The organism is Patulibacter sp. SYSU D01012, assembly GCF_017916475.1.
Lineage (GTDB): Bacteria > Actinomycetota > Thermoleophilia > Solirubrobacterales > Solirubrobacteraceae > Patulibacter.
The window spans coordinates 1827091-1850857 of sequence record NZ_JAFMTB010000001.1 but is presented as its reverse complement, the minus strand read 5'-3'; the positions used below and the strand labels follow the sequence as shown (position 1 = coordinate 1850857).

Below are 23767 nucleotides of genomic sequence, written 5' to 3'. Positions count from 1 at the left end.
CTTCGACCAGCCGCCGCGGTCGGCCCCGCGGTCCTTCTCGGTCTCCTGCTGCGTCATCTCGCCGTCCCGAATCGTTGCGTGTGCAACGACAAGGCTAGCGGGTCGCCGCGGCGCCGTCCAGCGGCCCCGGGGCGGGCGACGGCCGCTCCGGGTCGCGAATGCCCACGGCGCCGAGCAGGCCGCCCAGCAGCAGCAGCCCGCCGGCCACCCCGATCCCGACGTGGAAGGCGTGCACGGACGCGTCCTGCGCCGCCGCCCGCACCGTCGCCGCGTCGCCGGCCGGCAGCCCGGCGACGTCGGGCCGGCCGAGCGGGGCGTCCCGCACGTCCGCGACCGCGGCGCGCGCCGCGGGCCCGAGCGGCCGCCCGGCGACCCCGTCGTCGACCGCCGCGCCGAAGCTCGCGGCGACGGCGACGCCGACGCCCGCGATCGCCAGCAGGCCCGCCAGGCGCGCCACGGCGTTGTTCGTGCCGGACGCGGCGCCCGCGTTGTCGCGGTCGGCGTCGGCGAGCACCGCCGCGGTCAGCGGCGCGACCGTCGCCGACAGGCCGAGCGCGAAGACGAGGACCGCCGGCAGCACCTCCGTGACGTAGTCCGGCGCGGCGTCGACCCGCAGGAGCAGCAGCATCCCGGCCCCCGCCACGACGGGGCCGGCGGCCATGAAGCGGCGCGGCCCCAGCCGGTCGGCGAGCCCGCCGAAGCGCCCGGCCAGCAGCAGCATCACCACGGTCGTGGGCAGGGTCGCGGCGCCCGCGGCCAGGGCGTCCCAGCCGGCGACCTGCTGCAGGAAGATCGTCAGGTAGAAGCTCATGAGGGCGAGCCCGCCGTACATGAGCAGCGTCTCCACGTTGCCCCAGGCGAAGTTGCGGCGCCGGAACAGGGACAGCGGCAGCATCGGGTCCGCGGCGCGCCGCTCGTGCCCGACGAAGGCCACGAGCAGCGCCGCGCCCGCCGCCGCGGGCGCGAGCACCGCGGTGCTGCCCCAGCCCGACAGCGGCTGCTGGATCAGGCCGAACGTCACGCCCCCGAGCCCCAGGGCGCAGAGCAGCGCGCCCACCACGTCGACCCGCCGGGTGCGCTCGCCGCCGCCCGCGGCCGGGACGGCGCGCAGCACGATGGCGATCGTCCCGAGGACGAGCGGCACGTTGATGAGGAAGACCCAGTGCCACGAGCCGACGTCGATGAGCCAGCCGCCGACGACCGGCCCCGCCGCCGCGCCGATGCCGCTCCACGCCGTCCAGGTGCCGATGGCCCGGCTGCGCTCGCCCTCGTCGAAGACGGCCACGATGACGGCGAGCGCCGCCGGGGTCAGCAGCGCCCCGGCCACGCCCTGCAGGGCCCGGCCGACGACGAGCAGCTCGATCGTCGGGGCGAGCGCGCAGACGACCGAGGTGACGCCGAAGAGCGCGACGCCCAGCACGAACACGCGGCGCTCGCCGAGGACGTCGCCGATCGACCCGGCGACCAGCAGGAGCGACCCGAGCGTCAGCAGGTAGGCGTTCGTCGTCCACTGCTGGCCCGCCAGGCCGCCACCGAGGTCGTCGCGGATCGCCGTCAGCGCGACGTTGACGACGAAGGCGTCCAGGGTGACGATCGTCGAGCCCAGGACGCAGGCGAGCAGCGTCAGGCGCTTCGCGCGCGCGTCAGCGGTCACCGGCCTCCCCTCCCTCGGCCGGACGCGGCTCGAAGCCGGGGCAGGCGAGCACCGGCATCCGGGGGTATCGCGGGTACCGGTCGTCGGTCCGCGAGCGGCCGCAGAGCGAGAACGTCGACCCGCGGGTGTTGCCCACCAGGCGCTGGTGCGCGCACGCGTCGCAGAGGCCGAAGGGAGTCGACACCGGCGGAGTATCCCCGCCCGACCGGCGTCCGCCGCGGATCGCCCGTGGCGACGGGGTGCGGAGGACCCCTCCGTACACTCGACCGGGTGGGAACGTTCCGTCGCCTGCTCGGCTTCCTGCGGCCATACCGCCGCGCCTGGGCCCTCTCGTTCCTGCTCGCGCTGTGCGCGATGGGCGTCACCGTCCTGAGCCCGTGGCTCATCGGCCGCGCCATCGACCGCATCCGCGCCGGCGACCACGGGGGGCTCGTCGAGTTCGCCGTCGCGCTCGCGGCGCTCGGCCTGGGGCGGATGCTGCTGACGGTCGGCCGACGACTGGTCGCGGGGCGCGTCTCGCTCGGCGTCGAGCAGGACCTGCGCGAGCGGCTCTACGGCCACCTGCAGGCCCTCGACCTGGGGTTCTTCGACACCTGGCAGACGGGCCAGCTGATGTCGCGCTCGACGGTCGACCTGTCCGCGGTGCGGTTCTTCCTGGGCTACGGCCTGGTCTTCGTCGTGCAGTCCCTGCTGACCGTCGTGCTGGCGGCGATCGCCATGGCGATCCAGCAGCCGCTGCTCACCGTCGCGTGCCTGCTGCCCGCGCCGCTGATCGTCGTCGTCGGCCACGCCTACGGCACCCGCGGGCGCCCCGCGCAGCAGGACGCCCAGCAGGCCGTCGCCGAGGTCACCGCCTCCGCCGAGGAGTCGATCTCGGGCATCCGCGTGGTGAAGGCCTTCGCCGCCGAGGACCGGCGCCGGAAGGCGTTCTCGGACGCCGTCGAGCACGCGTTCGACAAGCAGATGCGGGCCGTGCGGATCGACGCGGCCTTCCAGCCGTTCGTGCAGTTCCTGCCGCAGATCAGCCTGGCGATCGTCCTGCTCGTCGGCGGCCGGATGGTCGTGAGCGACACCATCACCGTCGGGCAGTTCACCGCCTTCTTCGTCTACGTGATGATGCTCGTCCAGCCGCTGCGCTCGCTCGGCGTGATGCTCGGCCTGGGCCAGCGCGCCACCGCGTCCGGGGCCCGCCTGTTCGAGGTCCTCGACCGCGAGCCGGCGATCGCGGCGCCGCCCGCCGACCGGGTGCGCACGCTGCCCACCCGCGGCCCCGGCCCGGACGGCGCCATCGGCGCCATCGACTTCGAGCACGTCACCCTGCGCTACGCGGGGCGCCGCGACGCGGCGCTGCAGGACGTCGACCTGCACGTCCGGGCGGGCGAGCGGGTCGCGATCGTCGGGCAGACCGGCTCGGGCAAGACCGCGCTCGTCCAGCTCCTCCCCCGCCTGTACGACCCGGCGGAGGGCCGCGTGCTGATCGACGGGGTCGACGTCCGCGACGTGGACCCGACCGCGCTGCGCCACGAGATCGCGGTCGTCGACGACGACCCGTTCCTCTTCACCGCCACGGTCGCCGAGAACATCGCCTACGCCGCGCCGGGCGCGTCGCGCGCGCAGATCGAGGAGGCCGCGCGCCGCGCCCGCGCGGACGAGTTCATCGCCGAGCTGCCGGACGGCCTGGACACCGTCGTCGGCGAGCGGGGCCTGACCCTGTCGGGCGGCCAGCGCCAGCGCCTGGCGATCGCCCGCGCCCTGCTGGCCGGCTCGGACCGCCCGCGCGGCGAGGCGGACGTCACCGCCGGCGGGGCCGGCGGGACGGGCGGGGCCGGCGGGGCGGGCGGGACGGGTGGGCCTCGCATCCTGGTCCTGGACGACGCGACGAGCAACGTCGACGCGTCGACCGAGCAGCGGATCACGGACGCGCTGCGCGAGGTCATGCGCGGGCGCACCACGCTCGTGATCGCGCACCGCCTGTCGACCGTCCTGCTCGCGGACCGCGTGGTCGTCCTCGAGGGCGGCCGGGTGGCGGACGTCGGCACGCACGCCGACCTCGTCGCGCGGTCGGGCCTGTACCGCGAGATCGTCACGTACGGCATGGCGGACCAGGTGTTCCTCTCCCGCGAGGAGCGCCCGGCGGAGGTCGAGGCGTGAGCACCTGGATGGCCGACGTCCGCCGCCGCCGCGAGGCGACCCGCGGCCGCTCCCGCCGCATCCGGCGGCTCTTCGGGATGCTCGCGCCGTACCGCCCGCGGCTGCTCCTGCTCGGCGTCGTGCTGCTGCTCTCGACCGGGGCGATGCTCGCCCCGGCGCCGCTCGTGCAGCGCGCCGTCGACGACGGCCTGGCGCAGGGCGACCTGCACACCCTGACGCTGCTCGTCGTCGCGTTCGTCGTGATCTCGCTCGTCGGGCTGGCGTCGAGCGTCGCCCTGGCCCGCCTGGTCGGCTGGCTCGGCGCGCGCCTGCTGACCGACCTGCGGGAGCGGATCTTCCGGCACCTGCTGACGATGCCGGTCAGCTACCACGAGCGCCAGCGCGCCGGCGTGCTCGTCTCGCGGATGACGAACGACGTCGACGCGTTGCAGCAGATGATCTCGTCCAGCCTGGTGACGCTCGTGCAGTCGCTGCTGCTGCTGGTCGGCTCGATCGTGATCCTGCTGTCGCTCGACGCGAAGCTGGCGCTCATCACCTTCACGACGATCCCCGTGCTGCTGGCCGGGTCGGTCGCCTTCCGCCTGGCCTCCGTCGACGCGTTCGCCCGCACCCGCGAGACGATCGGGGCGATCACCGCGCACCTGCAGGAGACCCTCTCCGGCGTCCGCGTCATCCGCTCCTACGGCCGGGAGCGCGGGCACCTGCGGCGCTTCCACGAGCTCGGCGACGACAACCGGGCCGCGAACATGACGACGGTGCACCTGAACGCCGCGTACTTCCCCGCGGTGGAGTACCTGTCGACCGCCGCGATCGTCATCGTGCTGCTCGTCGGCGGCGGCGAGGCGATCGATGGCGCCGTGACGATCGGGGTCCTCGTGGGCTTCGTCACCGCGCTCGACAACTTCTTCGGGCCGATCACCGACCTGTCGAACGTCTACACGACGTTCCAGTCCGGGATGGCGGCGCTGGACAAGATCGGGGCGCTGCTGGAGCAGGAGTCGACGCTGACCGACCCGGACGACCCGCGGCCGCTCCCCACGCCGCTGCGCGGCGAGCTGCGCTTCGACCACGTGACGTTCTCGTACGGCGCCCGCACCGGCGCGTCCGACCCCGCCCTCGCGCGGACGGTGCTCGAGGACGTCGACCTGACCGTCCCCGCCGGGGCGACGGCCGCGCTCGTCGGGCCGACCGGCGCCGGCAAGTCCACGCTGGCGAAGCTCGCCACGCGGTTCATCGACCCCGTGCAGGGCCGGGTCCTGCTCGACGGGGTCGACCTGCGCGACGTGCGCCAGAACGACCTGCGGGCCCGCATGGGCATCGTGCCGCAGGAGGGCTTCCTCTTCTCCGGCACCGTCGCGGACAACATCGCCTTCGCCCGCGTCGGCGCAACCCGGGCCGAGGTCGAGGCCGCGGTCGACCGGATCGGCGCGCGCGAGCTGCTCGACGCGCTCCCCCAGGGGCTCGACACCGAGGTCGGCGAGCGCGGCACGTCGCTGTCGGCCGGCCAGCGGCAGCTCGTGGCGTTCGCCCGCGCGCTCGTCGCGGGCGGGCCCGACGGCCCCGACCTGCTCGTCCTCGACGAGGCCACCGCCAACGTCGACCTGCGGACGGAGCGCCGGATCGAGGAGGCGCTCGCGACCCTGCTGGCGGGCCGCACGGCCATCGTGATCGCCCACCGGCTGTCCACCATCCGGACCGCCGACCTGATCGTGGTCGTCGAGGGTGGACGCATCGCCGAGGTCGGCACGCACGAGGAGTTGCTGCATCGCGGCGGCGCGTACGCCAAGCTGCACAGGGACTGGCAGCACGGCACCGAGGACGCCGCGCAGCCCGTCGCCTGACGTCCGCCCGCCGGACGGACGTGCGTCCGCGACCGCAACCCTCCGGGCCTCGGCCTGTTCCTACCCACGATGCTGCCACGCCCCACCGCTCCGACCCTGCTGCTGGCGGCGGCCCTGACCGCCGCGGCCGTCCCGGCCGTCGCGTCCGCCGCGTCCGGCGGCACGAGCGCCGCGACCACGACCGGCGCCGCGTCGTCACCGGCCGCCACGACGACGGCGTCCGCGCCCGCGAAGGCGTCGTCGGGCAGGAGCCGGGCGGTGAACAAGCGGCCCTCGTACTGGGGGCTCGTCCGCGCCTCGCGCCTGACCGTCCGTGCGGCCGCCGGCACCGGCTCGCGCGTCGGCACCGTGCGCAGCGGCGACCGGCTGCGGATCCGCTGCCAGGTCAACGGCACGCGCGCGTCCGGCAAGTACGGCTACTCGCGGGTCTGGAACCGCATCAAGCTGGCGAACGGCCGCACGGGGTACGTGCCCGACGCGGCGATCGAGACGGCGTCGAAGAACGCCCTCGTCGCCGCGTACTGCGGGTACCCGGACCCGCCCGCGCCCACCGGCGACAACCCGCAGCAGGGGCGGTGCTCGTCCGTCGCCACCGTGGCGCTGGACCCGGCGCCCGCCGACCGCGCCACCTTCGTGGCCGCCGCCGGTCCGCTCGCGCGCGCCTCGCGGAGCACGACCGGCGTGCCGGCGTCGGTGACGCTCGCCCAGGCGATCCTCGAGTCCGCGTCGGGCACCTCCACCGCCGGCGCGAACAACTACTTCGGCATCAAGGCGCAGCTCGTCTCCCCCGGCGTCTACCGCTGGGGCACCGAGGCCGTCGGCTGCGTCCACAAGCAGACGATGGAGAGCGAGTCCGGGGCGTTCGTCCGCCAGATCGGCCAGTTCCGCATGTACCGCGGGATGCAGGCGTCGTTCGACGACCACGGCCTGTTCCTGCGGCAGAACGCCCGCTACGCCAAGGCGTTCGACCACACGGACGACCCGGCGCAGTTCGCGAAGGAGATCCACCGGGCCGGCTACGCCACCGACCCGTCCTACAGCTCGCTGCTCATCAAGCTGATGACGGACAAGACGCTGCCGCTCATCCCCTGGGACGCCGCCTAGGGACGCTCCGGGGCGTGCGCGGCGCGGCCGTCCGCCGCCCCGCGCACGCCTCGCCGCCGGGCTCGGGCCCGGCGCGGTCAGTCGCCGGCAGCCGGCTCGTTCACGCGCGGCGGCTGCAGAGCGTCCTCGTCCCGGGCCGCGGGCGCCGGCTTGTCCGCCGCCGTCTGCTCGACGGGCGGCAGCGCCGAGCCGTGCTCGTCCTTGCCGGCCACCTCCAGCTCGAGCGCGATGCGGTCCGGCATGTCCAGGCGCCCGGGGTGCCCCAGCCGGCCGAGCTCCGACCCGTCGCGGCCGAAGAACAGGCCGACGGTCCAGTCCGCGACCAGGCGGATCTTGCGGCGCACGCCCGGCATCGACGCCAGGTGGTAGGTGCGCGCCAGGAACCACGCCGGCACGCCGCGCCAGCGCAGGCCCATCGTCGACGCGACCGCCTTGCCGCGGCCCAGGTCGACGAACACGCCGAGCGTCTTGTAGCGGAAGATCGTCGGCTTGCGGCCCGACAGCGTGCGGGCGACGTTCTCGGCGACCTTGCGCCCCTGCCGCAGCGCGTGCTGCGCCGTCGGCGGCGCCGGGCGGGTCAGGTCGCGCGGGTCCGGCACGTGGGCGGCGTCGCCGATGGCCCACACGCCCTCGACGCCCTGCACCTGGAGCGAGCGCTCCACCAGGATGCGCCCCGACCGCTCGTGCAGCGGCACGCCCAGGCGCTTGACGACCGGGCTGGGCTTGACCCCCGCGGTCCAGACGACGGTGCGCGTCGGCACGACCTCGCCGCCGGCCAGCGTGGCGGTGCGCTCCGTCATCGCGTCGATCGTCGTGCCCGTGCGCACCTCGATCCCCCGCGCCTGCAGCTCGTCGATCGCGAAGTCGGCCAGCGACGCCGGGATCTCGGGCATCACGCGCTTCTGCGCCTCGACGAGGATGAAGCGCACGCCCTGGGTGCGGCACCGCGGGTAGCGGTCGATCATGTCCGTGGCGAAGTCCTGCAGCTCGGCCAGGCCCTCGAGCCCCGCGTAGCCGGCGCCGACGAAGACGAACGTCAGCCACTCCGCCCGCTGCTGCGGGTCGTCGATGCCCTCCGCGACCTCCAGGCTCTGCAGCAGGCGGTTGCGCAGCGCGATCGCCTCGGGCAGCGTCTTCATCCCGACGCCGTGCTCGGCCAGTCCGGGGATCGGCAGCGTGCGCGACACCGACCCGACGGAGACGATGAGCTGGTCGTAGGGCAGCTCCTTCTCCTGGCCGTCGCCCGTGGTGACCTGCACGACCTTGCGCTGCGGGTCGGCGCCCGTGACGGACGCGAGCAGCACGTGCGTGTTCTTCAGCTGGTCGCGCAGCGGCACGACCGCGTGGCGCGGCTCGAGCGTGCCCGCGGCGGCGCCCGGCAGCAGCGGGGTGTAGAGCAGGTAGTTCTGGTCGGAGACGAGGGTCACCTGCGCGCTGTTGTGCGGCAGGAGCCGCTCGAGCTTGCGGGCGGCGGCGAGCCCGCCGAAGCCGCCCCCGGCGATGACGATGTTCCAGGCCATGCCCGGCTTGTACCCGAAGACGGCGTCCGGGGCACGCCCGGGACGGCGTCTTCCCGCCGGTCGCCGGGCTCCGCGCCGGGTCATCGTCCCGGAACGACGAACGCCGCCCGGATGGGCGGCGTTCGGAGGCTGCGGGACAAGGACTCGAACCTTGAATGCTGGAACCAGAAACCAGTGTGTTGCCAATTACACCATCCCGCAACGGGCGACTGCGGTGCATTCGCGGTCCGGGAATATAGCGGACCACGCCGAGGCGTGCGTCGCGGGGTCGGCGCCCCGCGCGAGCCGCTCCGGGGCGCCTACGCCTCGACGGCGAAGAGGGTGGTGATGCCCTCCTCCAGGCCCGGGTCGAGCACGATGAGGACCTCGTCGCCCGCCTCGATGACGGTGTCGCCCTTGGGCACGAAGCCGGCGCCCTTGCGCAGGATCGAGATGATGAGCGAGCCCTCGGGCATCGCCACGTCGGCGACCCGCAGGCCGGCGGCGGGCGCGGACGGCGTGACCTCGACCTCGACGATCTCCAGGCGCTCGGCGTGCAGGTCGAGCAGGTGGACCAGGCCGAAGCTCGGCACCTCGTGCTCGATCAGCCGCAGGATCAGGTCGGTCGCCGACACGACCGGCGCGACGCCCAGCAGGTCGAACAGCTCGCGGTTGCGCGGGTTGTTGACGCGGGCGATCGTGCGCCCGATGTCGTACTTCTCGCGCGCCATCTGGCAGATGAGGATGTTGTCCTCGTCGTCGCCCGTGACGGCCACGACGAGCTCGGCGCGCTGCACGCCGGCGCGCTCGAGCACCCACATCTCGGTCGCGTCGCCGTACTGGACGGCGTGCTCGAGCTCCTCCTCGATCGTCAGGTAGCGTCGGCGGGTCTGCTCGATGAGCGTGACCTCGTGCCCCTTGTCGATGAGCTCGCGGGCCAGGTTCCAGCCGACCTTGCCGCCGCCGGCGATCACGACGTACATCAGGCGACCTCGGCGATGGCGGACTCGAACATGCTGATCGCCTGCAGGGTCGGGCAGATCGTCCGCACCCCCTGCTCGGCGTACCAGGTGGCGCGGGCGGCGTCCATGACGCGCGCGACGACCGTGTGGACGGCGAAGCGCTTCTGGGCGACCTGCGCGATGACGAGGTTCGTGTTGTCGCCCCGCGTCGAGGCGATGAAGACGTCGGCGTCCTCGATGCCGGCCTCGCGCAGCGCCTCGATCTCGATCGCCTGCCCCACGGTGAAGCGGCCGCCGGCCTCCTCCCACGAGGTCGACAGGCCCGCGTCGAGCCGCTCGTGGCTCAGCGGGTCGTCGTCGAGCACCGACACCTCGTGACCCTGCGCGAGCATCGAGTGCGCGACGGCAGCGCCGACGCGGCCGGCTCCAACGATCAGCACGAACATACGCGCGGCACTGTAGCGCGACGGGCGGCGCGGCCCGCCGACCGTCCGGACGGTCAGTCGCGGGTGGCGCGGACGACCAGGTAGCGGCTGGTCGCGCGGAAGCGCGGCGGATCCTCGTTGACGCCCTCGAGCGCCGCGACGAGCGGCTCGCGGAGGGCGGCGTACGCGTCGTCGCCGAGGACGGGACGGGCGGCGAGCCACATCGGGTGCTCGTCCATCCACTCGTCCGCGAACGCGGCCGGGGAGTCGGCGACGAACGGCAGGCCGTGCTCCTCGACCTCGGCCTCCAGGCCGTGGGCGGCGAAGAGCGCCCGCACGCGGTCGGGGTCGCCCCAGTCCAGCGGCGCCGGCCCCGCCGCGGGCGGCGCGGCGTCCGCGGGCCGGGCGGCGGCCAGCGCGTCGCGCAGCACCGCGCTGCCGGCCGCCACGCCGGCGTCCGGCCGCCAGCTCGTCAGCACGATCCGCCCCTCGGGCGCCGTGACGCGGACCAGCTCGGCGACGGCGTCGGCAGGCCGCGGCGCGAAGATCACGGCGAAGACGGAGACGACCGCGTCGAACGCGCCGTCGGCGAAGGGCAGCGCGAGCGCGTCGCCGGCGACCCAGTCGGCGTCGATCCCGGCGTTGCGGGCCCGCCCGGCCGCGACCTGCAGCAGCCGCTCTGCCGGATCCAGGCCGGTCGCCCGCGCGCCGCGCATCGCGGCGAGCAGCGCGGCGTTGCCGGTGCCGCAGCCGACGTCCAGCACCCGGTCGCCCGGGAGCAGGTCCGCGGCCTCGACGGCCCGTCCCGCGGCCTCGGCGAGCTGCGTCGCCGTGCGCTCGTACGTGCCGGAGTCCCAGTCGATCACGCGCCCGATCCTACGGGCGGGCCACCGGCGAGGGAGGCCCGGGCGCGGGCGCGGAGGTGCGCGCCCTCAGAGCTGCTCGAGCCAGCGCTCGTCCTCGGCCGTCAGCGCGGCCTCGTCGGCCTCGGCGGCCGCGGCCTCGCGGCGCCGGCGCATCAGGTCCTCGGTCTCGTCGAGCGCCGGCGCCGTCAGGATGACCTGGCAGCTCGCCTTCTCGACGACGTAGCGGGCGGCGTCGCCGAGCGGCTCGCCGCGGCCGCCGCGCGCACCCAGCGCGGACCCCGCCCGGCCGGACCGGGCACGACCCGCCGAGGGCGGCGGCGCGAGCATCACGATCGCCTGGCAGCCGCGGCGCTCGGCCTCGGCGACGATCGCCCGGCCGAGCGACCGGGCGCGGACGGCGGACGTCGCGACGCGGACGCCCTCGTACTCCTCGCCGACCGCGCGCGCCCGGGCCAGGGCCGCCTTCGCCTCGGCGCGCCGGGCGTCGGGCAGCGGCCCGTCGATCGGCAGGGCCATCGGCAGGACGTGCACCCAGACGGCCTCGATGACCGCGGCGTCCTCCTCCAGGTCCATCTCGTCGTCGCCGCCCGCCAGGCGTCCGGCGGTCTGCACCAGGTCGTCGTCCAGGGCGCTGCCGAGCAGCGGCACCAGGATCGACCCGTACTCGCGCGGGGCGTCCTCGCCGCGCAGCGCGCGCTCGGGCACGGCCACGCGGCCGCGGACGGGCAGCGAGCGGGTGCGGCGGTACACGACGTACGCGACGAGGCCGACCGCCAGCCACGCCAGCCCGACGGCGCGTGCGGCGGGGTGCGACACCACGACGGACACCCAGACGAGCCCGGACAGGACGGCGCCCAGCACCGCCGGCACCGGCACGGCGGCGCCGCGCACCCGGACGTTGAGCGGGATGCGGTACGGGCGGTCCAGGTCGGGCTGCGTGAAGCGCAGGCGGATGACGGAGACGTGCGCGATCGTCACCGCGAGCAGCACGCCGAACGCCATCGTGCCGACCAGCGCGTCCATGTCGCGGAAGGCCACGAGGACGGTGGCGAGCACGCCGCCGATCGCGATGACGTTCCACGGCGTCCCGTACCGCGGGTGCAGTCGCCCGACGCGGGTCGGCAGCTGGCGGTGGCGCGCCATCTGGGCCGAGATGCGGCCGACGGAGCTCATCGCCGCGACCCCCATGCCGACCAGCGTGGCGGCGGCCGCCAGGCCGACGACGAGCTTGAGCGCGTCGACCGCCGTGTCGTCGGAGACCTGCTCGAGGATGCCGATGACCGGGGCGTCGACCCAGCGCTCGCCCAGCTGCGTCACGCCGTCCTGAACCGGCAGCGCCATCAGGCCCACGAGCGCGATGCCCGCGTACAGCACGAGCATCGCGACGGGCAGCGTGGCGACGAGGCGGCGCAGGCCCCCGCGGGTGATCCGCACCTCGCCCGCCAGCCCGGCGGCCGACTCCAGCCCGGTGACGACGATCATCGCCGCGCCCAGGCCGAAGAGGACGCCCTGCCAGTCGGGGCTCGTGCCCAGGTCGAGCCCCTCGGTCAGCGACCCCGGATCCGACAGCAGGACCAGGCCCAGCACGATCACGACGACCTGCAGGACGATGTCGACCGCCACGACGACGCTGAGCTGGGTGATCCGCGTGGCCGGTCCGCCGGTGGCGCCGCGGATCGCGCGGACGGTGACGAAGCCCACGAGCAGCACGGCGAGCACCAGCTCGACCCAGCCGCGCGCGGTCTCCGACCAGATCACAGCCAGGTAGTTCGTCGCGGAGAGGACCGCCGCGGCCGTCAGCAGCAGCGAGTCGAGCAGCAGCGCCCAGGCCGCGACGAAGCTCCACAGTTCGTCCAGGCCGTGCCGGGCGAAGGTCGGCGAGCCGCCGCGCTCGGGGTGCAGCGACGCGCCCTCCACGTACGACATGGCGGCGAGGCCGAAGAGCAGGGCCGCCGCGACCATCACGAGGGGCGTCGCGCCCAGCGCCGCGCCCGCGATCGGCCCGAGCAGCAGGTACAGGCCGCCCGAGACGGAGGCGTACGTGATCGCGAAGATCGTCGGCGAGCCGACCGTGCGCGAGACCGCCGCGCGGGCCCGCTCCGTGCGCTGCGCGCGGTCACCCATCGCGCCGCTCCCCGGTGCCGACGCCGCGCCAGGCCACGTACGCGCGGCCGCCGCCCGCCAGGACGAAGAGCGCGCCGACGAGCACGCCGCGCGAGAGCGGCCCGCCGCCGCCGGCGACCGCCTGGACGATCATCGCCACGCCGCAGAGGGCCACGATCGTCGACAGGACGATGGTGGCGCCGCCGTGCAGGCCCCGGCTCACGCCGCCACCGCCTCGTCGCGGAGCTGCGCGGCGGTGCGCGACTCCGGGTCGGCCTGCAGGATCACGCGGCACGGACGCTCGGCCATCACGGTGTCGATGCTGCGGGACATGCTCGTGGAGGCGCCCTTCGGCGGGATCGACATGACGATGGCGCGCGCGCTCGTCGTGCGCGCGTGCTGGACGACGACGCGGCCGAACTGGCCGGCCCGCACCTTGACCCAGCGACCCTGCAGGCGGCTGCCGATCTGCAGGCGCGCCTCCTCGATGAGGGCCTCGGCGGCGCGCTCCTGCTCGGGCATCCGCGCCGAGATCGGCATGGACTGCGGCACCACGATCGGGACCATCAGGTAGATGCCGCGGCGGCGCTTGGCCGCGACGGTCGCCGCGGTGGCCATCGCCCCGGGCGAGTAGCGCAGGCCGAGCAGGGCGACGATGACCGACTCGTACTCCGCCTCGTGCTCGACCACGGCGGCGGGCATGGCGATCTTGTGCGTTGTCTTCAGGTCCAGGCCCTGCGAGCGCCGGTACAGCGGGTAGACGACGAGGCCGACGATCATCCAGCCGACGCCCGCGACCGCGACCGGCGGGTGCAGCGCGATGACGCTGACGAACGCGATGCCGGTGCCGAGCGCGCCGACGACGGCGAACAGCGGCCACTCCATCCGGCCGATGCGGACGTTGCCGGGGCCGCGGTACGGCCGCTCGGCGTCGGGCAGGCGGCTCCGCAGCCGGATGACCGCGACGTGCGCGACGGTGAACGACAGCATCGCGCCGAACGCGTACAGGTTGACGAGGAAGTCGGCCTTGCCCGGGATGACCGCCAGGGCCGCGAGGGCGGAGAAGACGAGGATGCCCACCCACGGGGTGCCGAAGCGCGGGTGCAGCGTGCGCAGCCGGTCCGGCATCTGCCGGTGCACGCCCATCGAGTACACGAGGCGCGACACGCCGATCACGCCGGCGTTCGTGGCGAGGAACAGGATGGTGGCGGCGAGCAGGCCGACGTAGATCTGGACGGGCTGCTGCAGGAAGCCGAGGTCCATGTTCTTCACGACGCCGAGGATCGGGTCGCCCGCGAAGCCGCCCTGATCCTCGCCCAGGCCCAGCAGCGTGGAGTACTCCCCGGTCCGGGCGTCCTGCGTGACGGGCAGCGCCGAGAGCGCCACCATCGGCAGGAAGGCGTAGATCGCGAAGACGGCGATGACCACCCGCTTGATCGCCGCGGGGACGGTCGTGCCGGCGTCCTTGGCCTCCTCGGCCATGTTCGAGATCGTCTCGATGCCGGTGTAGGCGACCATCCCGATCGGGATCGCGATGAAGAAGTCCTTCCACTCCGGCGCGACCCCGAGCTGGACGTTGTCGACGAGCGTCTCGGGGCTGAAGACGAGGAACAGGCCCAGGCCGACGAGCAGCACCTGGGTGAGGAAGTCGGTGACGGCGAGCGCGATGTTGACGCCCGCGGACTCCTTCGCGCCCAGGATGTTGATCGCCGCGAGCGCCGCGATCACGACGATGGCGAAGACGATGTCGCCCGGCGCGCTGCGCAGGAACTCGAGCGGCGTGAAGAGCCCGCCGATGTAGTGCGGGACGAAGTACGCGCTCGTCGCGATCGTGATCGTGTAGTTGAGCATCTGGCCCCACGCCGCGAAGAAGGACCAGAACTCGTTGAACGCACGCCGCGCGAAGCTGGACGAGCCGCCCGCCTCGGGGTACATCGCCGTCGCCTCGGCGTACGTCGCGGCCGTGAGGTAGAAGATCACGCCCGTGATCACGAAGACGACGGGCGTCAGGCCGAGCGCGAAGCCGGCGACGAGGCCGAGCGCGTAGTAGATGGACGAGCCGACGTTGCCGTAGGCCGTCGAGAACAGCGCGTTGGTGCCGAGGACGCGCTGGAGTCCGTGGAGGCGGCGTTCGGCCATGAGCGAGGCGGCAGTCTACGCCTCGCCGCGGGCGGACCGTCCCGCGGGCGCGGCGCGCCGCGCGCCGCGCCGATCAGGCGCCCCGCGGACGGGCGCGGGCGGCCCGGAGGCCGCCCGCGACGGGGCTACTGGCCCGGGACCCAGAGGCCGCTGCCGCCGGCGCCGCTCGGCGGCTGCTGGCCGCCGCCCGCGCCCCCGCCGGCCCCGCCGGCCTGCCCCGGCGCCGGGCGCCCGGCCTGCTGCGCGTACGCCACCTGCAGCTGGGACAGCGCCTGCTCGACCTGCGACGCGTTCGGCCCGAGGAGCGGCGCGGCGAGCGGCTGCAGCGCGCGGATGACCTCGATCGCCAGCCCGAGCTGGTCCAGGTCGGGCGCGCCCGCCTGCTCGGGCCCGCCGGCCAGGCCGGCGCGACGCCCGCCCAGCTCGATGAAGCTCGCCAGGGACTGCACGAGGACCTCCTCGACGCGGATGTTCCGCATCTGCTCCTCGTAGGCGGCCATCAGCTCCTCCTGGGTGGGCTGACCGCCCTCGGGGCCCTGCGGGTTCTCGTCCTGCGTGCTCACGTGGATCGCTCCTGGGTGTCGGCGGGGTGGACGGCGGAAGCGGGGTACGACGCCTGCGTCTCGCGGACCGCGGCGGCGAAGGCCTCGGCGGGCGTGGCGCCGTCGTCGACGCGTGCGCGCTGGCGCTCGGCGCCGTTGCGCTCGGGCAGGGCGACGTCGATGCCGCGCTCGGCGCGGACCGGCGCGGTCCACTCCAGCAGGCGGTCGCCGGCGGCGGCGGCCGGGTACTCCGTCGCGGTGGCCCAGTCGACGAGCCGGCCGGCGCGGCCGTCGCGGATCGCGCGCCAGACGTTCTCCTCGACCAGCCGCGCGGGGACGACGTCGAGCGGCCGGCCCTCGTCGTGGTCGCGGGCGGCCTGCAGCGCGCAGGCGACGAGCAGCGCCTCGAGCGCCTCGGCCTCCTCCGCGGTGCTCTGCGCGTCGCAGATGCGGATCTCGACGGTGCCGAACGAGATGTGCGGGCGGACGGACCACCAGACCTGCGTGTACTCCTGGATGGAGTCGGTGGTCTGCAGCAGCTCGAGGTACCGGCGGAAGCTGGCCCAGTCGCCGAAGTGGTCCGGGACGCCGCAGCGGGGGAACGACTTCGTGAAGGTCTGCGTGCGGACGGAGTGCAGGCCCGTGTCGAGCCCGTCGACGAACGGCGAGTTCGCCGAGATCGCCAGCAGCATCGGCAGGACGTGCCGCAGGCGGTCGCAGACCGCGATCGCGCGGTCGGCGCCCTGGATGCCGACGTGGACGTGGACCGAGAAGGTCGCGTTGCGGCGGGCGACCCAGCGCAGGCCGTCGACGACGCGGCGGTAGTGCTCCGTGTCGATGAACGCCTGCTCGCGGTAGTCGTCCCACGGGTGCGTGCCGGTCGCGCCGAGCGCGACGCCCAGGTCGGCCGCGGCGCCGAAGAGCCGCGCGCGGTGCTCCCGCTGCCGGGCGAGCGCGTCGGCGAGGTCCTCGCCGCGGCCCGAGCGGATCTCGATCTCGGTGCGGATCAGCTCGCCCGCCACGGCGGTCCGCAGCAGGTCGTCCTCGTCGGTGCGGGCCTGCAGCTCCTCGAACCGCGGAACGAGGTCGTGCGTCCGCGGGTCGAGGAGCATGAACTCCTCCTCGATCCCGACGGTGCCGTCGGTCGCGGCGGCGTAGGCGGCCTCGGCCGCGGGCAGGTCGATGGCGGCGTCCGCGCCCATCAGCGGGCGCCGCGCGGCGAATCCGGGGTCATCGGCATCTAGGCGAGGTAGTAGTACAGGGCGTGGAGCAGGTCCACGGCGGGGCTCGAGGTGTGCACGGTCACCTCGGGCGGCGTGCGCAGCAGCGTCCCGCTGTAGTTGAAGATGATCTGCACGCCGGCCTCGACGAGCTCGTCGGCCAGGCCCTGGGCGGCCTTCGCCGGCGACGCGATCACGCCGACGACGACGTCGTTCTCGCGCACGACCTCGCCGAGGTGCCGGACGTCGCCGATCGTCAGCTCGCCGATCGGCGTGCCGATCTTCGCCGGGTCGTTGTCGAGCACCGCGACGATGTCGAAGCCGTGGTCGGCGAACGCGTCCGATCCGGCGATCGCGCGGCCCAGGTGGCCGGCGCCGAGCAGGACGATCCCGACGTGCTGGTTCGTGTGCAGGATCCCGCGGATCCGGACGACGAGCTCCTCCACGTCGTAGCCGACCCCGCGCTTGCCGAAGCGGCCGAAGCCCGAGAGGTCGCGGCGGATCTGCGTCGAGTTGACGTGCGTGTGGGCCGAGAGCTCCTGCGAGCTCATCGTCGCCCGGCCCATCTTCCGCGCTTGGGTCAGCACCTGCAGGTAGCGCGAGAGCCGCTCGGCCTGCCCGACGCCCAGGCGCACCTCGGGCACGACCGGCTCGGCCGGCGCGGGGTCCAGGTCGGCCGGCGCCGCGGGCGCGTCGTCGTCGCGCTCCCGGGGCTCGCCGGCGTCCTCGGGCAGCGGGGCGGGCTTGAGGTGCCGGGGGACGGACGGCAGCGTGCCGGTCGCCGCGCCGGCGGGCACGCGGGCGGCGACCGCCGCCGTGGGGCGCTCGCGCACCTGCCGCACCTCGCGGACCGCGCGGAGCACGCGCTCGGCGTCGACGGCGAAGTCGCACAGCTCCTCCCCCGCCACCGCGATGACCGGGATGCGCTCCAGGTAGCGGGCGTGCAGGCGGTCGTCGCGCTCGATGTCCACCGTGCGGACGGCGAACGGCTCCTGCGCCTGGAGGGCCTCCAGGTCGGCGAGCGCGTCGGCGCAGAGGTGGCAGCCGGCGCGCAGGAAGACCACGACCTCGGGGGCGGAAGACATCCCCCCGATCCTCGCAGACCCGGAGGAGCGGCGCTGGCGTACGGCGGCCCGGACGCCGCCGGGGACGGTCGCCGGCCGCTCGCCGCTCAGGCCGCCACCGCGGCCGCGGGGCGCTGGCCGGTGGCGTACGCCTCGAGGCCGGGCACCGCGTCGGCCGGCAGCGCCGGCAGGTGCCGCGCGACCGCGGCGATCATCGCCGCGTTGTCGGTGCAGAGGGCCCGGTCGGGGACGGCGACGTCGGCGTCCAGCCCCTGCAGCCGGGCCCGGAGCGCGCCGTTGGCGGCGACGCCGCCGCCGATCGCCAGCCGACGCAGGCCCGTCTCGCGCAGCGCCCGCTCCACCCGGATCGCGATCGTCTCGACGACGGCGTGCTGGTACGACGCGGCGAGGTCGGCGCGGCGGGCGGCGGTCTCCGCCTCGCCCAGGTCGCGGGTGCGGTAGAGGAGCGACGTCTTCAGGCCCGCGAACGACAGGTCCAGGCCGGTCACCCCCTTCGCGGTCGGGAAGGCGAACGCCGCGGGATCGCCGTCCGCCGCCAGGCGCTCCAGGTGCGGGCCGCCGGGGTACGGCAGCCCGAGCAGGCGGGCGCCCTTGTCGATCGCCTCGCCGGCGGCGTCGTCGAGCGTGCCGCCGAGCCGCTCGATGCGGTCGGGACCGTCCACGCGCGCCAGGAAGGTGTGGCCGCCCGAGGCGACGAGCGCCACGAACGGCGGGGCGAAGGACAGCGGCGCGAGCGTGCAGGCCAGCACGTGCCCGTCCAGGTGGTCGACCGGGACGAGCGGCAGTCCCCGCGCGACGGCGATCGCCTTCGCGGTCTGCAGGCCGACGAGGAGCGCGCCGACGAGCCCCGGCCCCTGCGTGACCGCCACCTTCGTGACGTCGTCCAGGCCGATCCCGGCGGTGCGCAGGGCGTCGGCGACGACCAGGTCGCAGCGCTCGGCGTGCGCGCGGGCGGCGAGCTCGGGCACCACGCCGCCGTACGCGTCGTGGATGCCCTGGCTGGAGATGACGTTCGCGCGGATCTCGCCGTCGTCGGCGACGACCGCCGCGCAGGTGTCGTCGCAGCTCGTCTCGATCGCCAGGATCACGGGCGCCTCCCGTCGGCGGTGCGGCCGGGCAGCGGCGGGCCGGCCACCTCGGGCACGTCGGGCGGCACGGGGCCGCGCGAGCCGGCGCCGCGGCCCCCGACGTCCTCGGCGCCCGGGACGTCGTCGGTCGCCCCGCGCAGCGTCGCGGGCGTCCGCCACATGATCAGGGCGTCCTCGCCGTCGTCGCGGTAGTACCGGCGCCGGGTGCCGACGGCGAGGAAGCCGAGCTCGTCGTACAGGCGCCGCGCGCCGGTGTTGGACGGCCGCACCTCGAGCGTCAGGCGCGCCTCGTCCCCACCGGCCTGGACGATCACGTGCTCGAGCATCGAGCGGGCGATGCCCTCGCGGCGGCGGTTGGGGTCGACGCAGACGTTCATGACGTGGAAGGCGTCGTCGTAGCGCGAGACGACGGAGTAGCCGACGAGCGCGACGCCCGACGCGGAGCCGCGGGCGCCCGCGGCGAACGCCCGGGCGGCGACGGACAGCCCGCCCGGCTTCGCCGTCTCGAGGACGAACATCGCCAGCGACCACGGCGCCCGGTAGCTGCGCCGCTCGATCGCCAGCACCTGCGGCATGTCCGCGAAGGTCAGCCGCTGGATCGCGACCCCGCGGTCGGTGCCCGTGCGCGGCCGGCCGCCGTCGGGGGCGGGCTGCGGCGAGGGCTGCGGGATCGGAGGGGTCACCGGCGGAGGGCGGTCGGGATGGCGTCCGCGCCCCGAACGTACACCGGCAGCACGTCGGCGGCGTCAGCGGCGGGGATCGAGGCCGCGGCGCGCGCGAGCGCGAGGCCGTCGACGTGGTGCCAGGCGGGGTCGTCGGGGACGGCCACGCCGGCGGCCGCGAGCGCGTCGGCCCGCAGCACGGCGCCGTCGCCGACCGCCGCGGCGGGGCGCACGGCCAGCGCCGCGACGGCGGCCGCGACCTCGTCCTGCGGCACCGTCCACGGCGTCAGCGCGCGCGGGTCGTCCCCGGGGCGCACGAGCGTCAGGAAGAGCTCGCGGCGGCGCGCGTCCTGCACGACGAGGACCGGCGCGTCCGCGGCCGGGCCGCCGGCCGCCTGCGCCGCGTGGGCCAGCGCGGCGGGCGTGGGCACGCCGACCGCGCCGGCGCCGACGGCCAGCGCGAGCGCGCGGCCGGTCGCCACGCCGACGCGGATGCCGGTGAACGTCCCCGGCCCCAGCCCGACCACCAGCCGGCCGACCCGGTCCAGGCCACCGCCCGTGGCCGAGAGCGCCTCGCCGGCGAGGGGCAGCAGCAGGCGCGTGTGGCCGGGGCGCTCGCCGGGGCCGGGCACCGCGGCCCGCGCCGCCGTCGCCCCGTCGGGGGCGATCGCGGCGGCCACCGTCGCCGGCGTGGCGGTGTCGAGGGCCAGCGTCCAGCCCGCGCCGGCGGCGCTCAGCGCTCGGCCCTCCAGCGCAGCTCCGCCTCGCGCTCGTCCGCCCCGGCGTGCCGCAGCTCCACCTCGAGCACCGTCCGCGCCGCGAGCAGCCCCGCGACGTGGTCGGGCCACTCGACGAAGGCGACGACGTCCCCCGCCAGCTCGTCCTCGACGAGCTCCTCGTCCTCGGCGCCCAGGCCGCCCAGGCGGTACAGGTCCAGGTGCGCCACCCGCACGTCGCCGTCGTAGCGGTGGGCCAGCGCGAACGTCGGCGACGTCACCGCCGCGTCCGCGCCGAGCGCGCGGGCGGCGCCCCGCACGAACGTCGTCTTCCCGGCGCCCAGGTCCCCGCGCAGCAGCACGACGTCGCCGGGCCGCAGCCGGGCCGCGACCTCGGCGCCGAGCGCCTCGGTGGCCGCCGCCGAGGCCGTCCGGCGGACCGCGGTCGCGGCCCCGCCGACGGGGCCGCCGTCGGAGGTCTCGCTCGCGGGGCGCATCCCGCCCAGTCTACGTCCTCTAGGCTTCACCGTTCGTGCCGTCCGACGCCTCACCGTCGGCGGGGCGACCGGATCCCACCGTCCCCCGGTCCCGGATCGCGCGGCTGAAGGCCCTGCGCGAGACGGACACGGGACGGACCGCGGAGCTGGCCGCCGCGTCGATGCTCAACAACGCGATCCAGCTGCTCTTCACGGTGCTGCTGACGCGGCTCCTCGGGAAGACCGGCTACGCGTCCCTCGCGGCCCTCGTCGCCGCCTTCCTCATCCTGCAGGTGTCGGGGCAGGCCATGCAGGCCGCCGCGGCCCGCGCCATCGTCCGCTGGACGGAGCGCGGCCACCAGCAGGCGTACCGCGAGGTCTGGGGCTGGACGAAGCAGGCGATCGTCCTGACCGTGCTCGCGGTCGTGCTCGGCGTGGTGCTGCGCGAGCCGCTCGCCCGCCTGATCGGCGTGGACTCCCACCCGTGGGCGGCCGCCGTGCTGCCCGTGTCAGGCACCCTCTGGCTGCTGCTCTGCCTGCAGCGCGGGGCGCTCCAGGGGCTGCGGGACTTCGACGCCGTCGCGGGCTCCATCGTGCTCGAGGCCGTGCTGCGCCTGGGCGCGGCCGTGGTCCTCGTGCTGATCGGCATGGAGGTGACGGGCGCCTTCGCGGCCGCCCCGATCGCCTTCGGCCTGCTCGCGATCGGGCTGGACCGGCGCCTGCGCCACGCCCACCACGGCGGCACCCTGCCGGACGCCGCGGGCGGGGAGCGTCCCGTCCCGCTGTGGCAGCTCGCGGGCTGGGAGCGGACGGTGATCCTCTCCCTGCTGCTCGTCGCGATCATGCAGAACGTCGACACGATCCTGGCCAAGCGGGAGCTGGCCGAGAGCGTCGCCGGCTCGTACGCCGCCGCGGCCGTCGCGGCGAAGGCCGTCGTGTGGGTCGCGGTCGGCGTCGCGCTGCAGCTGCTGCCCGAGGCGACGCGCCGGGCCGTGGCGGGCGAGGACCCGCACCCGGTCCTGCGGCGGGCGATCGCGTTCCTCTTCCTCATCGGCGTGCCGGCGATCCTCATCTTCGTCGCGATCCCCGGCTGGCTGCTGCGGACCGCGTTCGGCGCCGGCTTCGACTCCGCCGCCAGCGCCCTGCCGCTCCTGGGCACCGCGATGCTGCTCCTGTCGATCTCGATGATGTCCGTGCAGTACCTGTCCGCGATCGGCCGCCACCGGCACCTCGTGCCGCTGCTCGTGCTCGCGGTCGCCGAGGTGGCGCTGCTGGCCCGGCAGGGGTGGTCGGCGACGGAGTTCGCCACGATCGTGCTCGCCGCCCAGGGCGCCGCGGCCGTGCTGATGCTCGCGCTGGCGTGGTGGACGCCGCCGAAGCCGGGCGTCGCGCTGGTCGCGGCGGACGAGCCGGTGGCCGCCGTCCCGCCGGTGCCGCCGGTGCCGCCGGTGGACGTCCCGGGGCCCCGCGGCGGCCCCGGCGAGACCCCCGCGGTGCGCTAGTCGGCCGGCGTCGGACGCGCGGCCGCCGCGTCCGCGCCCGTGCGCCGCGCGCGGCCGCCGCGCCACCCGCGCCAGCCGCCGAACGCGAGCAGGACGACCGCCACCGGCACCGTCGCCGGCAGCACGTCGACGGCGTCGAGCGCGAACAGCAGGTCGAAGAGCAGCGACGCCACGAGCGTGCAGGCCGCCGCGGCCGCCTGCACGCGCCGCGAAGCGCCCTCGGCCGCCAGCAGCGCGCCCAGCACGCCGGCGACGAACACGTCGCCGTAGCCCATCGACGCGCCGCCCAGGCCCAGGAACTGCAGCCGCGGCAGCTCCGCCGCGGGCACCGCCGCGTTCAGCGCGCGGTTGGGCGCCTCCAGGCCGCCCGAGAAGACGAGGACGGCGTCGATGACCGCCATCGCCACGAGCGCGACGCGCACGAGCGCCAGCGGGGGCACCGCGGACGCCAGGCGCCGCAGCCGTCCCCCGGGGCGCGCCGCGGCCGCCGCGCTGCCGCCGACCGCCCCGACGAGCAGCCGGCCGAGCGCCACGCACGAGAGCGCGGTGAGCGCCAGGGCCGCGACCTGCCCCGGGCGGTCGCCCTCCCGCGCCACGGCGACGACGAGCAGCGGGACCGCCAGCACCGCCAGCGGCGCCCGCGCGCCGTGCGCCGCCCAGCCGAGCGCGGCGGCCGCGAGCGGCGGCACCGCCACCAGCGCGATCCAGGTCAGGGCGCGGGCCGCGTCGGGCAGCACCGCCAGGACGGCCACGACGACCGCGATCGACAGCGGCAGGACGAGCGACCACGCGCGGCCGGCGAAGCGGCCGGCCCACCCCGGCAGGCCGGCGCCCGGCAGCGCCACGAGCGCCGCCTGCACGGCCACCAGGACGACGTTCTGCCACGAGTACGGGAGCGGGCCCATCAGAAGAGCCCGAGCTGCTCGGGACCGGCGACCGGATCGGGCTCCGCCGCGGGCGCGGGCGGCGCGGGTGCCGCGTCCGTCGGGACGGGCGCGACCTGCTCCGGGGCCGGCAGCGCCAGCAGCGCCGGGATCCGGGCCACGTCGGCGCGCAGCCGGTCCATCGCCGGGCGGGCGTAGAGCGCCGCGGACGGATGGTCGAGGGGCAGCAGCCGCACCGTGCGCGGACCGATCGTCCGCACCTCGGCCCGGCCGTGGACCTCCTTGATCCCCGCCGGGTCGCCGCGCAGCAGCTTCGTGGCGAAGCTGCCGAGCGTCGCGACGACCTTGGGACGCACGAGCTCGAGCTGCGCGTGCAGGTACGGCCGGCAGTGCGCCAGCTCCTCCGGCAGCGGATCGCGGTTGTCCGGCGGCCGGCACTTGAGCGCGGTCGTCACGTAGACCTCCTCGCGCCGCAGGCCGATGCCGTCCAGCAGCTCGGTCAGCAGCCGCCCGGCGCCACCGACGAGCGGCAGGCCCTGGCGGTCCTCCCCGGGGCCGGGCGACTCGGCGACGAGCAGCAGGTCGGCGTCCGGGTCGCCCGCGCCGAAGACGACCGTCGTGCGGTGCGCCACGAGCGCCGCGCAGCGGGGGCAGCCGCGGGCGCGCTCCTGCTCCTCAGCCAGGCGCGCGCGGCGCTCGGAGGCCGTCGGGGACGTCACCCCGTCGAGGCTAGCGACGCCCGCGCGGACGGGGCTGCGTACGCCGCCCCTTGCGAACTTCGTGCCGGGTGCTACAACTCGCGGAGGCCGTCACCGCGCAGCGGGACGGACCCCCACGCACCACCACCC

The 23767-nt window shown here is 75.8% G+C and carries 22 protein-coding genes and 1 tRNA gene; 4 read left to right on the top strand and 19 right to left on the bottom strand.

Annotated elements, in window-relative coordinates:
* Positions 1–94: 94 nt before the first annotated feature.
* Both J3P29_RS08455 and J3P29_RS08450 read right to left on the bottom strand, forming a co-directional pair.
* Positions 95–1654, bottom strand: a complete 1560-nt coding sequence (locus tag J3P29_RS08455; RefSeq protein WP_210492648.1) for an MFS transporter — start codon at positions 1652–1654, stop codon at positions 95–97.
* Entirely contained in the window at positions 1644–1838 is a 195-nt protein-coding gene (locus J3P29_RS08450) for a hypothetical protein (protein ID WP_210492647.1), read from the bottom strand. The genes J3P29_RS08455 and J3P29_RS08450 overlap by 11 nt, the downstream gene beginning before the upstream one ends.
* Before the next feature lie 86 nt (positions 1839–1924).
* Between J3P29_RS08450 and J3P29_RS08445 the strand changes: the two genes are divergently transcribed.
* The 3 genes from J3P29_RS08445 to J3P29_RS08435 all read left to right on the top strand — a co-directional run bounded on the left by J3P29_RS08445 (position 1925) and on the right by J3P29_RS08435 (position 6750).
* Positions 1925–3805, top strand: coding sequence for an ABC transporter ATP-binding protein (locus J3P29_RS08445; protein WP_349239788.1), 1881 nt, complete (start codon positions 1925–1927; stop codon positions 3803–3805).
* Positions 3802–5646, top strand: coding sequence for an ABC transporter ATP-binding protein (locus J3P29_RS08440; RefSeq protein WP_349239787.1), 1845 nt, complete (start codon positions 3802–3804; stop codon positions 5644–5646). The genes J3P29_RS08445 and J3P29_RS08440 overlap by 4 nt, the downstream gene beginning before the upstream one ends.
* Before the next feature lie 69 nt (positions 5647–5715).
* Positions 5716–6750 (top strand): glucosaminidase domain-containing protein, encoded by a 1035-nt coding sequence (locus tag J3P29_RS08435; protein ID WP_210492646.1) that lies wholly within the window; start codon positions 5716–5718, stop codon positions 6748–6750.
* A gap of 77 nt (positions 6751–6827) precedes the next feature.
* Here J3P29_RS08435 and J3P29_RS08430 read toward each other — a convergent pair whose 3' ends face one another.
* The 15 genes from J3P29_RS08430 to tsaE all read right to left on the bottom strand — a co-directional run bounded on the left by J3P29_RS08430 (position 6828) and on the right by tsaE (position 20554).
* Positions 6828–8270 carry an NAD(P)/FAD-dependent oxidoreductase gene (locus J3P29_RS08430; RefSeq protein ID WP_210492645.1) on the bottom strand — a complete coding sequence of 481 codons (1443 nt, stop codon included), beginning with the start codon at positions 8268–8270 and terminating at the stop codon, positions 6828–6830.
* Between the two features lie 129 nt (positions 8271–8399).
* Positions 8400–8471 (bottom strand) — tRNA-Gln (locus J3P29_RS08425).
* 98 nt (positions 8472–8569) lie between these two features.
* Positions 8570–9232: an NAD-binding protein gene (locus J3P29_RS08420; protein ID WP_210492643.1), complete on the bottom strand. Its 663-nt coding sequence runs from the start codon at positions 9230–9232 to the stop codon at positions 8570–8572.
* Positions 9232–9657, bottom strand: a complete 426-nt coding sequence (locus J3P29_RS08415; protein WP_210492642.1) for a TrkA family potassium uptake protein — start codon at positions 9655–9657, stop codon at positions 9232–9234. Before J3P29_RS08415 ends, J3P29_RS08420 begins: the two co-directional genes overlap by 1 nt.
* Positions 9658–9710: 53 nt before the next feature.
* Positions 9711–10502: a class I SAM-dependent methyltransferase gene (locus J3P29_RS08410; RefSeq protein WP_210492640.1), complete on the bottom strand. Its 792-nt coding sequence runs from the start codon at positions 10500–10502 to the stop codon at positions 9711–9713.
* 66 nt (positions 10503–10568) lie between these two features.
* A complete protein-coding gene (locus tag J3P29_RS08405) occupies positions 10569–12626 on the bottom strand; it encodes an amino acid permease (protein WP_210492639.1) in 2058 nt (685 codons plus the stop codon).
* Positions 12619–12828 carry a hypothetical protein gene (locus J3P29_RS08400; protein WP_210492638.1) on the bottom strand — a complete coding sequence of 70 codons (210 nt, stop codon included), beginning with the start codon at positions 12826–12828 and terminating at the stop codon, positions 12619–12621. Before J3P29_RS08400 ends, J3P29_RS08405 begins: the two co-directional genes overlap by 8 nt.
* A complete protein-coding gene (locus J3P29_RS08395) occupies positions 12825–14744 on the bottom strand; it encodes an APC family permease (RefSeq protein ID WP_210492637.1) in 1920 nt (639 codons plus the stop codon). The genes J3P29_RS08400 and J3P29_RS08395 overlap by 4 nt, the downstream gene beginning before the upstream one ends.
* A 125-nt stretch (positions 14745–14869) precedes the next feature.
* Complete coding sequence (locus J3P29_RS08390; RefSeq protein ID WP_210492635.1) at positions 14870–15307, bottom strand: hypothetical protein; 438 nt, start codon at positions 15305–15307, stop codon at positions 14870–14872.
* On the bottom strand, positions 15304–16488 hold the full coding sequence (locus tag J3P29_RS08385; protein ID WP_210492634.1) for a YbdK family carboxylate-amine ligase: 1185 nt from the start codon (positions 16486–16488) through the stop codon (positions 15304–15306). Before J3P29_RS08385 ends, J3P29_RS08390 begins: the two co-directional genes overlap by 4 nt.
* Before the next feature lie 38 nt (positions 16489–16526).
* Complete coding sequence (locus tag J3P29_RS08380) at positions 16527–17591, bottom strand: redox-sensing transcriptional repressor Rex (protein ID WP_210492633.1); 1065 nt, start codon at positions 17589–17591, stop codon at positions 16527–16529.
* Between the two features lie 86 nt (positions 17592–17677).
* Complete coding sequence (tsaD, locus tag J3P29_RS08375; RefSeq protein ID WP_210492632.1) at positions 17678–18679, bottom strand: tRNA (adenosine(37)-N6)-threonylcarbamoyltransferase complex transferase subunit TsaD; 1002 nt, start codon at positions 18677–18679, stop codon at positions 17678–17680.
* Complete coding sequence (gene rimI, locus J3P29_RS08370; RefSeq protein WP_210492630.1) at positions 18676–19362, bottom strand: ribosomal protein S18-alanine N-acetyltransferase; 687 nt, start codon at positions 19360–19362, stop codon at positions 18676–18678. Before rimI ends, tsaD begins: the two co-directional genes overlap by 4 nt.
* On the bottom strand, positions 19359–20189 hold the full coding sequence (gene tsaB, locus J3P29_RS08365) for a tRNA (adenosine(37)-N6)-threonylcarbamoyltransferase complex dimerization subunit type 1 TsaB (RefSeq protein WP_349239786.1): 831 nt from the start codon (positions 20187–20189) through the stop codon (positions 19359–19361). Before tsaB ends, rimI begins: the two co-directional genes overlap by 4 nt.
* Entirely contained in the window at positions 20075–20554 is a 480-nt protein-coding gene (tsaE, locus tag J3P29_RS08360; protein ID WP_210492628.1) for a tRNA (adenosine(37)-N6)-threonylcarbamoyltransferase complex ATPase subunit type 1 TsaE, read from the bottom strand. Before tsaE ends, tsaB begins: the two co-directional genes overlap by 115 nt.
* Positions 20555–20589: 35 nt before the next feature.
* On the opposite strand from tsaE, the gene J3P29_RS08355 reads away from it, so the two are divergent.
* The gene (locus J3P29_RS08355) at positions 20590–22035 is read left to right on the top strand and encodes an oligosaccharide flippase family protein (RefSeq protein WP_210492627.1); all 1446 of its coding nucleotides are present in this window, start codon (positions 20590–20592) and stop codon (positions 22033–22035) included.
* Here J3P29_RS08355 and J3P29_RS08350 read toward each other — a convergent pair.
* Together J3P29_RS08350 and J3P29_RS08345 are read right to left on the bottom strand one after the other, a co-directional pair.
* On the bottom strand, positions 22032–22940 hold the full coding sequence (locus J3P29_RS08350; protein WP_210492626.1) for a hypothetical protein: 909 nt from the start codon (positions 22938–22940) through the stop codon (positions 22032–22034). The genes J3P29_RS08355 and J3P29_RS08350 overlap by 4 nt on opposite strands.
* Positions 22940–23638 (bottom strand): uracil-DNA glycosylase, encoded by a 699-nt coding sequence (locus tag J3P29_RS08345; protein WP_210492625.1) that lies wholly within the window; start codon positions 23636–23638, stop codon positions 22940–22942. Before J3P29_RS08345 ends, J3P29_RS08350 begins: the two co-directional genes overlap by 1 nt.
* Between the last annotated feature and the right edge of the window lie 129 nt (positions 23639–23767).

What these genes read in the sequence shown, in the direction of transcription:
- J3P29_RS08435 (WP_210492646.1), top strand. Translation starts at nt 5,716, where the DNA reads ATGCTGCCACGCCCCACCGCTCCGACCCTGCTGCTGGCGGCGGCCCTG.
- J3P29_RS08430 (WP_210492645.1), bottom strand. Translation starts at nt 8,270, where the DNA reads ATGGCCTGGAACATCGTCATCGCCGGGGGCGGCTTCGGCGGGCTCGCC.
- J3P29_RS08420 (WP_210492643.1), bottom strand. Translation starts at nt 9,232, where the DNA reads ATGTACGTCGTGATCGCCGGCGGCGGCAAGGTCGGCTGGAACCTGGCC.
- J3P29_RS08415 (WP_210492642.1), bottom strand. Translation starts at nt 9,657, where the DNA reads ATGTTCGTGCTGATCGTTGGAGCCGGCCGCGTCGGCGCTGCCGTCGCG.
- J3P29_RS08405 (WP_210492639.1), bottom strand. Translation starts at nt 12,626, where the DNA reads ATGGGTGACCGCGCGCAGCGCACGGAGCGGGCCCGCGCGGCGGTCTCG.
- J3P29_RS08395 (WP_210492637.1), bottom strand. Translation starts at nt 14,744, where the DNA reads ATGGCCGAACGCCGCCTCCACGGACTCCAGCGCGTCCTCGGCACCAAC.
- J3P29_RS08385 (WP_210492634.1), bottom strand. Translation starts at nt 16,488, where the DNA reads ATGGGCGCGGACGCCGCCATCGACCTGCCCGCGGCCGAGGCCGCCTAC.
- J3P29_RS08380 (WP_210492633.1), bottom strand. Translation starts at nt 17,591, where the DNA reads ATGTCTTCCGCCCCCGAGGTCGTGGTCTTCCTGCGCGCCGGCTGCCAC.
- tsaE (WP_210492628.1), bottom strand. Translation starts at nt 20,554, where the DNA reads ATGCGCCCCGCGAGCGAGACCTCCGACGGCGGCCCCGTCGGCGGGGCC.
- J3P29_RS08350 (WP_210492626.1), bottom strand. Translation starts at nt 22,940, where the DNA reads ATGGGCCCGCTCCCGTACTCGTGGCAGAACGTCGTCCTGGTGGCCGTG.